Source organism: Bacillus altaicus, from assembly GCF_042136375.2.
Classification (GTDB): domain Bacteria; phylum Bacillota; class Bacilli; order Bacillales; family Bacillaceae_G; genus Bacillus_A; species Bacillus_A cereus_U.
Window position 1 is genome coordinate 534,659 of the sequence record NZ_CM143394.1, and the last position, 11,944, is coordinate 546,602.

Consider the following 11,944-nt stretch of genomic DNA (forward strand, 5'->3'; position numbering starts at 1 on the left):
TTTGAAAAAGCCACTAATTTCGGTGATTTTGCCTATATACAATGTAGAGATGTATATAGAGGAGTGTTTAAATTCTTTAATCAATCAAACAATTGGTGTAGAGAATTTAGAGGTTATTATGGTAAATGATTGTTCTACAGATAATACAGGAGGAATTCTAGACCGATATGCTAAGAACTATGATAATTTTAAAGCTATACACTTAGAAAAAAATTGTGGCGCACCTGGTAAACCAAGAAATATTGGTATTGATATCGCAAAAGGAAAGTACCTAATATTTATGGATCCAGATGATTATATACCAGTTGATTCATATGAAACGTTATTTAATTTAGCTGAAGAACATAAATCAGATTTTGTTATGGGAAAAATGGAAAGCTTTAATGAGAGTGATGGTTCAACTTTTCAACATTCAACTTTCAAACACTACCTTTTACAAAAAACGTATGTGAATACTAACATAGAGATATCGCCATTCTTTTTACAGGTAAAAACAGCTATTACTTTAAAATTAGTAAGAACAGCATTTGTTAGACAACATAAAATCTCTTTCATTGAGGGAATGAGAAATGGGGAAGATAAATTTTATGATGTTCAGTTATTTACAAAGGCGAAAAGGTTTAGTTACATTCCAAAAAATGTTTATAGTTATAGAGCACGTGATGATGATCATAATTTATCGTTGACACAGCAAGATATTATTTCTTCTGTTGAGAATGATGTAAAGTCTGTAGATGCAATTAAACCTGAATTGAACAACCAGGAATATAATTATTTTCAAGTAAATGCACTAAGATCAATTCTTTGGAAAATTTGTGATCCGGACTTTAATAAGCTATCAATTGAAGAAAAAAAGAGGTTAATTAATTTAGTGAAAAGAGTAATAGATGGCTATGATGTTGAAATAGTGAAGAAATATTTAGTTTGGGAAGAGCCTTTATTAAGTTTAATTGAAAAAGATTATATAGATGAAGCATTAGCATATAATAGCATGTTAATTTCGAGAAGATGGTGGTTAAAACAAGGGACTGAATTACAACAAAGATATAAGAAACAAACGATTATTCGTAATAGTTTTTCTTGGAGGATTACTAAATTTCTTAGAAATAGGAATTTTAAATTAAAGGATATTATCAAGGGGAGATTTTTGAATGAAACTAAGCGTGATAACACAATTACGGGTTCATGATGAAGCTGTAATTAAACAAGCTTTTGAATTATTACAAAAACAGACTATCGGTGCTAATGAGTTTGAAGTGCTTATTTTTTATAATTATGAAAATGTTACTTTAGAAATGGTTGAATTTATAGAAAATTTAAAGGGAAGTTATAAGCTGAATATAGTATTAAAAGAAGGAAAGCTTGATGTAGAGAGACTAAGAGGGGAGTATATTACTTTCTTTGATTTTTATACAAAGTTTAGGCCAAATGTATATGAACGTTTATATAATGCCGCACAAAAGAAAGATTTAGATTTCATATCTGCTTGTTTGGAAGAAAAAAATGAGAAAAAAATTATAAATAAAAAAAATATAATGCAGAGTAATTTTGCTACAATTACAGCTTTAAAAGTAATAAAGAAGGAAGTTCTATTAACAAAGGGGCTTAATTTTATCTCTCAATTGAATGAGCCAAACATCAAACATTTAGATGTTCAGTTATATTTAGCTGGTCTAAATTATGATTTTGCAACTGATATAAAATATAAAAACAAAACGCCATTTAATGAAGAGTACATAATAAATTCAATAAAAGATATTCAGTATGTTTTTGATTCTTTAATAAGTGATTATGGAGAAGGATTTAATCAGGATTTAAAAATTATACTTTTTAAACAAATATTAAATTTAGTGGATAAAAACACCTTTTTAAATGAAGTAGAAAAAAGTCATCAAGAGACATTATTGAATGTGTTGGAGAGTCTCTTGTCTATTTCAGATGAAAGTATTTATAAGGGGAATGAAGGATATAAGGCCTTTTTAAATCTTATAACTTTAGGTTTATATGATGAAGCGATGAAATACATGGTGATATTTAGGAGTAAGAGGTACTGGTATAATCAATCACAAAAGTATGAAACGTATTTTGAAAAAAATCCATATCTCCTCGAAAAATCTTTATCTTGGAAAATTACAAAGCCTATTCGAGGAATTCAAAGTGTATTTGAATATGTTAAAGGTTCATTGTATAAAATACTTATTCTTTTGTTGAGCGTATTTGTAAGGGTACGTTTTGCAGGGAAAGAGATTTGGTTAGTTGGGGAGCGTGAGGATCAAGCTGAGGATAATGGATACTTCTTCTTCAAGTATTGTCGCGAAAAATATCCATCAGAAAAAATATATTATGTAATTAATGAAGATTCACCTCATTTAGAGAAAGTAGAGCAATATGGTAATGTTATATATCATTCTTCCTTTAAGCACAAGGTTTATATGCTGGCCGCAAGTACATATATAAGTGCTTGGGTATTCGAAGAATGCTCTTATCCTAGACCGAAGCAAGAATTTATTAAATGGTTTGGGAATATGGTTTCTAAAAAAAATAATATTTGTTTACAACATGGTGTGATCATTCATAATATTGCTCCGTATTTAAGTAAGGAAAGATATAAGCAGGATTTAATTATTTCAAGTTCAGAGTATGAAAAACGTATTATTATGAAGACACTAGGGTATCCTGACGAGGATGTGGCTGTAACTGGATTAACTAGATTTGATAACCTTCACGAGAGAAAAACAAAAAAACAAATTCTAATTATGCCGACGTGGCGTAGACACTTATTAAATGTAAATAAAGTACAGTTTTTACAGTCCGATTATTATAAAGTATATAAAAGTTTAATTGAGAATCAAGCCTTTCTAAATTTAATAGAAAAGAATAATATAGAAGTTAAATTTTATATACATAGTCAAATGCAGAAGTTTATGGATGAATTTGTTGTGGAACATCCTAAAATGGAATTTTTAGTAAAAAGTAATGCGACTGTATCGGAATTATTAAAAGAAAGTGCACTATTAATTACTGATTATTCATCAGTGTCATCAGACTTTCTATATATGGAAAAACCAGTTATAATGTATCAGTTTGATCCGCATAATAATCATCATGCTCCGTGTACAGAAATTAAATATAGTGATTTAGGTTTTATTGTGTCTGAGGAACAAGAGTTAATTAAGCAAATAAATAATGTTATGAATAATAATTTAAAGATTAGTAAGAGATATTTAGCAAATTCAAAAAGAATTTTTAAATATAAGGATACTAAGAATGCTGAGAGAGTATATCACGTAATTAAAGAAAAGACTTCTTAAATACTATAAATGTGTAGAAAAATAATTTAGCGTGTTTGGGAGTATTCTTATTTATTGATATGAAAGAAATTTAGAATAGCAGATTTAGATAATTCATATGGATGAAATGAGTGCTAGATAATCTGTATTTTGGTTTGGGGCGCTAAATTGTTTTTATGTGAAGTTATTTTTGGAAAATAGATTTTTTTATTAATAAATTACGTGGAGATGAGAAAGTTAGTGAAAATTTGTGTAGTAGGCTTAGGATATATTGGTCTCCCAACAGCTGCCATGTTTGCGAAACATGGTGCTGAAGTAGTAGGAGTGGATATCAATCAACACGTTGTAGATAAGTTAAATCAAGGGGAAATTCATATTGAAGAACCAGGACTTGGAGAGATTGTTCAGGAGACAATAAAGCAGAAAAAACTATCTGCTTCTCTTGATGTGGTCGGAGCAGATGTTTTTATTATTGCCGTTCCTACACCAAATAAAGATGATGAATATAAATCATGTGATTTAACAGGTGTTTTAACAGCCGTTAAAGAGGTTATTCCTAATATTAGAAAAGGAAATACATTAATCGTAGAATCAACAATCGCTCCTCGGAGTATGGATGATTTTATAAAACCTTTAATAGAAGATGCTGGTTTTGTAGTTGGGAAAGATATCTTTTTAGTGCATTGTCCAGAGAGAGTCTTGCCAGGAAAGATTATGGACGAAATTATTTTTAATAATAGGATTGTGGGAGGTATTACTCCAGCTTGTTCCAAAATGGCGGCTCAAGTGTATAGCTTATTTGTGAAGGGGGAAATAATTCAAACTGACGCAAAAACAGCAGAAATGTCTAAGTTGATGGAGAATACGTTCCGTGATGTAAATATTGCATTATCAAATGAGTTAGCAAAAATATGTAAAAATTTAAAGATAAATGTATTAGATGTTATTGAAATGGCCAATAAGCATCCACGTGTAAACTTACACCAACCAGGTCCTGGTGTAGGGGGGCATTGCTTAGCGGTCGATCCGTATTTTATTGTAGCCAAAACGCCAGAAATAGCGAATATTATTCAGATGTCTCGTGATGTAAATATTTCTATGCCATTGTACGTTTGCGAGAATATTGAACAATTGCTTAAAGGAATTGATTCTCCTAAGATTGCTGTATTTGGGGTTGCTTATAAAGGGAATACAGATGATATGCGAGAAAGTCCGGCTTTAGAGATCATTGATGTGTTATATCAAGAAGGATATAATGTGACGATTCATGATCCTTATGTTAAGAGTGAGTTATTTAATTTGAAGACGGCAGAAGAAGCTGTAGAAGGTGCGGATTTAATATTAGTATTGGCCGATCATAATGAGTTTAAAACTATGGAGTACAGCCAATTTGTTTCAAAAATGCGCCAACCAATTTTATTTGATGCTCGAAATTGTATACCTTTAAATAAAAAAGGTAAAATGAAAGTTGTTAATTTCGGGAATATTCACGAAATGTTACAATCGGATGAGGTTTTTGTATGAAAGCTATAAAAAGTGTTATTAAAGAACAATTAGATAACTTATATTTAATGGGAAGGCTTTCTATATATGAAATTAAGCAGCAATATGCTGCTAGTACGTTAGGAATTACATGGGTATTTTTGAACCCTTTAATTCAAATTTTTGTATATTGGTTAGTATTTGGTTTAGGGATTCGAGGTGGAGCTCCTGTAGAAGGGGTTCCGTTCTTTGTTTGGATGATATGTGGTATTATTCCATGGTTTTTTATAAATGGCTCAATTATTCAAGGCTCGAATTCTATTTATGCTAAACTAAATACAGTTTCTAAAATGAATTTTCCATTGAGTGTAATACCTACTTATATTATTTTATCGCAGTTATATACGCATTTAGTGTTACTAACGGTTTTAATACTTATTGTTATATGTATTAAAGGTATAAGTTTTCTTGGTATAGTTGGATTGATTTATTGTATATTCTCTACATTTAGTTTTTTAATTGCTTTGGCTTTTATTACCTCTACAATTTCTACTATTTCTAGGGATGTACACTTATTTATTCAATCAATTACGAGAATGTTATTTTATTTGACACCAGTTTTATGGAAGCCAAGTGAGCATATGAATAGTATATTTGCATTTTTAATGAAGATAAATCCGTTTTACTATGTAGTTGAGGGATACAGGTCATCATTATTACATGGAAGTATAAGTTTTATAGGTTCACTGTATACACTATATTTTTGGGGACTAACAATTATTTTGTTTGTGATTGGGGCAATGTTCCATATTAAATTCCGCAAGCAGTTTGTTGATTACTTATAAAAGGTGAATAATCCAATGAATTATAAAGTAAAGTTTGAACATGTTACAAAGAAATATAAAATGTATAGTAAACCTTCGGATAAATTAAAGGATTTATTTTTTAGGGACAATAATGGTGATTATCATTATGCTTTAAATAATGTTAGCTTTGAGGTACCAGAAGGAGAAATAGTTGGAATTGTTGGTTTAAATGGTTCAGGAAAGAGTACATTATCAAATTTAATTGCGGGTGTCACAATTCCGAATAAGGGGGAAGTGACAATTAATGGTTCTGCATCGTTGATTGCAATCTCTTCTGGGCTCAATAACCAATTAACAGGAATTGAAAACATTGAGTTAAAAGCTTTAATGATGGGCCTGACAAAGGAGCAAATTCGAGAAATTACACCAAAAGTTATTGAGTTTGCTGATATAGGAAAATTTATGTATCAACCAGTGAAAACTTATTCAAGTGGAATGAAGTCTAGAATAGGATTTGCGATTTCGATTCATATTAATCCTGATATTTTGGTAGTCGATGAGGCCCTCTCCGTTGGAGATCAAACTTTTACTAAAAAATGTTTAGATAAAATGAATGAATTTAAGGAACAGGGAAAGACGATATTTTTCATTAGTCATTCTCTTACACAAGTAAAGAGTTTTTGTACTAAAGTAATTTGGCTACATTATGGACAACTAAAGGAATATGGTAATGTAAATGAAGTAGTAGATAACTATAATGCTTTTTTAAAGAATTATAATCAAATGAGTGTTGAAGAAAAAAATAAGTTGCGTGAAGAACAAACATTACAATTTCAACATGGTTTATTGCAGGAACAGTCGGTGGCAGTCCCGAGGAGGAAAATACGGGATCCTAAATCAAAAAAGAAAGATATTATATTGTTTGGAACCATTTTTAGCATTTTAGTATGTGCAATCGTAACGGGGTTAAATTATAAGGGAATTCTCTCGTTGATGAGTGAAAGTAAAAATAAGGAGAGTTTCGTCCAAAGTAAAAACGCCACTGAAAAACAAAAGATTAAAGCAGAGCCCTCAAGTGATAAGAAGTACATGGTGAATAATAATGACATCAGTATTCGAAAAGAGCCAAGTATGAGCAGTAGCCGTTTAGCATTAACTCACTTCGGGGAAATGTATACAGTTCCAAATGATAATGCAACTAATAATGGATGGATGCAAATAGTTTTGCCAAGTGGGGAAAAGGGTTGGATAAATGGAGAGTACATCATACCATTTATATCGAATAACAAGATCATAGAAGATGCTAAATTGGATAATGTAATAACATTATTAAACCGTGCGTATGGATTATCTATAAAATCAATTGATACATACGTTGGGAAAAGTTTAAGTGAACTTGAGGCTGTATATCCTAATAATCTAACACCATCACAAACGATAGTAGGTAAAACGGAGTATAAAGATGGAAAAGTCAAGTTTGTTATTTCAGGGTCTAAGGTAGTAGAAATGGGCTTTCAAGACATCTCAATGTCTATTAGTAAGTTGCAAGAAATTCTGGGGAAAGAAAGTATAAATAATGATTTTGAAAAGAATTATTTATTTGAAACCAAACGTTATTATGTTATAGCACGCTCTGATAAAAGCCATCAAGAGATTCAATCGTTAGCAATTATATCAAAAGAATAGGAAAAAAATTTTGAGATTTACCTAGGGTGTTTAGGTAAATCTCATTTTAGAAATGAGCATAATTAGTTTGATTATAGACCTTTAAGGGCTTTTGCATATAGATTGAAAATAAAAATAGTATCAAATTTATTATTTGTAAGATGTATACTAATAATTAATGGGAAAGAGTGGGGGTTTATAATGGACGTTATAATAGAAGAGCTAGGATATAATCCTGAAAAAGGGAATATGACGATTATAGGAACTTCTACTGTCGGGAACGGAAGGCTAATTTTACGAAAGAAAAGGAATCATCGCGATTTTGAGTTTCCTTTGGAAGTTGAACTTGGGGAAGTGCTAAAAGGGAAAAAATTTCAAATTGATATTAATTTGAAATCTATTTTAGAAAAGCAAACATTAAACAATGAAGCTGTATGGTTAATACATATGATTTCTGAGGGAAATGAGTATTTGGTTAAGGTTAAATCAAATATTGAGGAACGGTTTGACTATTTTTACAGTAAAAATAGTATTTTTAAATTGATTCCATATATAGCGAAGGATGGGGTTTTAGCATTTTATCTAAGAGGATTAGAATTAGTACCACTCGTCAAAAAAATGGAATATTCGGATAGTAAAGTTGTATTAAATATTTTGTTAACTGGAAAGGATACTAAATATTTAAAGAAGGAAAAAATAAAACTTATTTTAAAAAGAAGAAATCAAGTTGATATGGCTTTTCACGGTACTAGTATAAGTACTAAATGTGTGCCAATAATAAAAGATTCTGTGGATATAGCAATTGATATAGCAGAGGATATCCCATATGTTAAACAAGATAAAGAAACATGTTGGGATGTTTTTGTGAATATATGTAATGAGGGTGAAACGGAATATTATAATTTACCTCTGGAAACTAATAGTGTATTAAAAAAACAAGCATTTAGATATAAGCAATTTAAGGCGAATAAACTTTTCTATATTAAACCTTATGTTACAGGTGATAATCGACTAGCTATTTATCAATCAAATATGCTTCATAAAGTTCGAGCTATAGATATAATAGAGGATGATGAATCTATAAAAATTGACGTGGGGCTAGAAATTTTTAATAACCAAAAAATAGATGAGCTAAATTTAGTTATTAAAAGAAGAGAGAAAACTGGAAATGGATATGAATATTATGAAGAATTTGTATATGATTTGGAAGAAAGTGGACCATTATATGTAGCTCGAATTAATAAAAACAGTTTATCTCATAAACATATTTTAAGAGATAAAGAAGTATGGGACTTTTTTATAAGATTAAAGCTAGATAATAATGAAAGTGATTTGCAACTTGATATATCAAAACAATATAAAGGGGACTTTTCGTATTTTGATATATGTTGTACAGAGAAAAATATGAAGGGGAAATTATTTATAAATGGATTTTCGCAACTCTCTTTATATACTATAGATGGGAAAAATAGATGTGCCGTCAAGGTAGCTGTATTGGGAACCTGTTTTAGTAGAAACGCGTTTAATTCAAGCCAATATTTCAATCCAGATTATAAAAAAATATATGATTGTGTTTACACACAATTTCATTCTTCACTAATTAGTCTTGTCTCAGATCCAGTGTTATTAGATCCTAAAGAATTAGATGACATTAAAGAGAGTGACAGAAAATTTGTTGAAGTTGATTTTGATAAAAGTTTCTTTGAAAAATTAAAAGAATCAGAGGCTGAATATTTAATTTTGGATCTTTATTCTGATGCATCTAAATCTATATTGAAAATTGATAGTGATAGATATATTAGTTGTAGTTATATATTAGAGGATAGTAAATATATAACTAAGTTGGAGAATAGCCAAATAATAGATCATGCAAATAATGATGAGTATTTTGAGATTTGGAAAGAGGCTGTTGGAGATTTTATTCAAAAGTTAAAAAACATATTACCAGAGGATAAGATTATTTTAAATAAAGGTAGATTTACTTCTACTTACTTTGATGAACATAGAGAAGTTAAATCATTCTCAGATCCGCAATTAATTTTGAGGAATAATTATTTTTGGGATAAACTAGATAATTATATTATGCATCTTATACCAAAGGCGAAAGTTATTGACTTAACAAATACAAGTTATATTGGAGATGCAACATATCCGTTTGGTAAGTCATTTTCACACTATGAATCAGGATATTATAAGGAATTTTTAAATCGCTTAAATAGCTTAGTTATTTCAGACCGTTTAAGTAAGTGATGGGGGATAAAAGGAAATTCCTTTAAATTATAAAAGCTAAGGTGGGTTATTGATGAAAACAGTAAAAAAAGCTATTATCCCAGCAGCTGGATTAGGAACAAGGTTTTTACCAGCAACTAAAGCAATGCCAAAGGAAATGTTACCAATCGTTGATAAACCAACAATTCAGTACATTGTAGAAGAAGCAATTGAATCTGGAATTGAGGATATTATTATTGTAACTGGAAAAGGAAAGCGTGCTATCGAAGATCATTTTGATCATTCTTTTGAGTTAGAACAAAACTTATTAGAAAAGGGAAAGTTTGAAATTCTTGAGAAGGTGCAAGAGTCTTCAAAAATTAGCATTCACTATATTCGTCAGAAAGAGCCTCAAGGTTTAGGGCATGCTGTATGGTGTGCTCGTAAATTTATTGGTAACGAGCCATTCGCTGTTTTACTTGGTGATGATATTGTACAAGCTGAAACACCATGCTTACGTCAATTAATCGATCAATATGAGGCAACACAATCATCAGTAATCGGTGTTCAAACCGTTCCGGAAACGGAAACACATCGCTATGGTATTATTGACCCACTTGTACAAAAGGGTCGTAGTTATCAAGTAAGTAAGTTTGTAGAAAAGCCAGCTAAAGGAACAGCACCATCCAACTTAGCGATTATGGGACGATATGTATTATCACCTGAAATCTTCATGTTCTTAGAAGACCAACAAACAGGAGCTGGTGGCGAGATTCAGTTGACGGATGCTATTCAGCGTTTAAATGAGATACAAAGAGTGTTTGCTTATGACTTCGAAGGAAAGCGCTATGACGTTGGAGAGAAGCTTGGATTTATTCAGACAACGATTGAAATGGCGTTACAACATGATGAGTTAAAGAATGAATTATTAGGTTATATGGAGAATTTATTAAAAAAAGAAATGGTTCATAATTAACTTTCATATGAAACATCCCTAGGATTTATTCGCAAATAAATTCCAGGGATGTTTTTTTATAATTGTTTCATTAATTCATCCGCCATTTTTTTAGAAAGTTGCTTTGTCATTTTAGGAACAAATGGTTTTATTGCTCCGTTAAAAATAAAGGCCCCTTTACCAGTTGTTTGTATTTCCAACTGACTTGTTACCTTTGTAGTAGAGGGAGAGGTTGATTCAGCATGAAAAAAGCCGCTACCAATCAACTTCTTGGTTGGCGAAGTCATTCTAAAGCTAATTTTATCTGGCATTTGCCATTCACTAATTTCGACGTTTAGACTAACGTCTCGTTTAATAAATCCCAAATCGCCGTGCAAACGCCAAGTTGAATGTTTATCATCAATAATCTTATGTTTAACATAGCCTGTAACTAGTGGAGCCCAATTATTTATATTACTAACAAAGCTCCAAATTTGATCTGGGGAAGCCTTTAATTCTATAGTATGTATACCTTTTGCCATTTGTCAGTTCCTTTCTAAAAATAAAGGTATTTGAAGTTGAATAATTAGGTCAAAACATTGTATTCATTTTATCATAATATAAAGATAACGTTTATATTACGAGATATTTTTATTTTCATTTTGAAATTTTTTATTAAAATTCATATTTCTAAATATCACATTTAAGAGAATGTAAGGAAAATAGAGAAATCCTAAGTAAAATTAGGGAATTAATACGAAAAAGGTCGAAAATTAGGTTTTTATTTCTGATTTTTGTCATATATAATAAATCATGAATACGACATTAAGGCTTAATATATTTGATATAATTTGCCTTTCCCTAACTTGGGTATACACTCTTTTCAACCTCCGTGTCAGTAATAATATATATTGAAAAGAGTGTATACATTTTTTTATTTGGAAGCAGAATTTTGAAGTTGTTTTTTTTCTAATGACAAATAAGGACTGAAATGGGATAATGATAGTATAACTTCTGGTGGTATGACCAATTTTGTTTAAGGAGAGAAGTGTATGCTAGATATTCAACAAATTAAAGAAATTATTCCTCACCGCTATCCATTTCTACTTGTCGATAAAGTTTTAGAAGTAGAAGAAGGAAAGCGTGCTATTGGAATAAAGAATGTTACAGCTAATGAAGAATTTTTCAATGGACATTTTCCGGACTATCCTGTAATGCCAGGCGTTTTAATTGTAGAAGCTTTAGCCCAAGTTGGTGCTGTGGCAATGCTAAAAAAAGAAGAAAATCGTGGTCGGTTGGCATTTTTTGCTGGTATCGATAATTGTCGTTTTAAAAGACAAGTACGTCCAGGTGATCAGCTTCGTTTAGAAGTTGAAATGACGCGCGTACGTGGAGCAATTGGAAAAGGGAAAGCAATTGCCACTGTAGACGGTGAAATCGCGTGTGAGATGGAAATTACGTTTGCGCTTGGTGACAAGAAAGAATAAATATATTAAGATATATGGTAGACAAATAACGATATACAATTGTTATTTGTCTATTTTTTGTGGATTGATATA

Annotated in this window: 9 protein-coding genes; 8 read left to right on the forward strand and 1 reads right to left on the reverse strand. The window is 30.6% G+C overall.

The window, feature by feature from the left end:
- Nucleotide 1: 1 nt before the first annotated feature.
- From ACE38F_RS02720 to galU, 7 genes are all read left to right on the forward strand, one after another.
- On the forward strand, nt 2–1,189 hold the full coding sequence (locus ACE38F_RS02720; protein ID WP_375371180.1) for a glycosyltransferase family 2 protein: 1,188 nt from the start codon (nt 2–4) through the stop codon (nt 1,187–1,189).
- The gene (locus ACE38F_RS02725) at nt 1,152–3,311 is read left to right on the forward strand and encodes a CDP-glycerol glycerophosphotransferase family protein (RefSeq protein ID WP_375371179.1); all 2,160 of its coding nucleotides are present in this window, start codon (nt 1,152–1,154) and stop codon (nt 3,309–3,311) included. Before ACE38F_RS02720 ends, ACE38F_RS02725 begins: the two co-directional genes overlap by 38 nt.
- A gap of 219 nt (nt 3,312–3,530) precedes the next feature.
- Nucleotides 3,531–4,814, forward strand: coding sequence for a nucleotide sugar dehydrogenase (locus tag ACE38F_RS02730; protein WP_375371178.1), 1,284 nt, complete (start codon nt 3,531–3,533; stop codon nt 4,812–4,814).
- Complete coding sequence (locus ACE38F_RS02735; RefSeq protein WP_375371177.1) at nt 4,811–5,617, forward strand: ABC transporter permease; 807 nt, start codon at nt 4,811–4,813, stop codon at nt 5,615–5,617. The genes ACE38F_RS02730 and ACE38F_RS02735 overlap by 4 nt, the downstream gene beginning before the upstream one ends.
- A 15-nt stretch (nt 5,618–5,632) precedes the next feature.
- Complete coding sequence (gene tagH / locus ACE38F_RS02740; RefSeq protein WP_375371176.1) at nt 5,633–7,264, forward strand: teichoic acids export ABC transporter ATP-binding subunit TagH; 1,632 nt, start codon at nt 5,633–5,635, stop codon at nt 7,262–7,264.
- 180 nt (nt 7,265–7,444) lie between these two features.
- On the forward strand, nt 7,445–9,493 hold the full coding sequence (locus ACE38F_RS02745) for a DUF6270 domain-containing protein (protein WP_375371175.1): 2,049 nt from the start codon (nt 7,445–7,447) through the stop codon (nt 9,491–9,493).
- 52 nt (nt 9,494–9,545) lie between these two features.
- Nucleotides 9,546–10,427, forward strand: a complete 882-nt coding sequence (galU, locus tag ACE38F_RS02750) for a UTP--glucose-1-phosphate uridylyltransferase GalU (RefSeq protein ID WP_375371174.1) — start codon at nt 9,546–9,548, stop codon at nt 10,425–10,427.
- 56 nt (nt 10,428–10,483) lie between these two features.
- Here galU and ACE38F_RS02755 read toward each other — a convergent pair whose 3' ends face one another.
- Complete coding sequence (locus ACE38F_RS02755; protein ID WP_375371173.1) at nt 10,484–10,927, reverse strand: CoxG family protein; 444 nt, start codon at nt 10,925–10,927, stop codon at nt 10,484–10,486.
- Between the two features lie 510 nt (nt 10,928–11,437).
- Here ACE38F_RS02755 and fabZ point away from each other — a divergent pair.
- Complete coding sequence (gene fabZ, locus ACE38F_RS02760) at nt 11,438–11,872, forward strand: 3-hydroxyacyl-ACP dehydratase FabZ (protein WP_375371172.1); 435 nt, start codon at nt 11,438–11,440, stop codon at nt 11,870–11,872.
- The last annotated feature ends 72 nt before the right edge of the window (nt 11,873–11,944 follow it).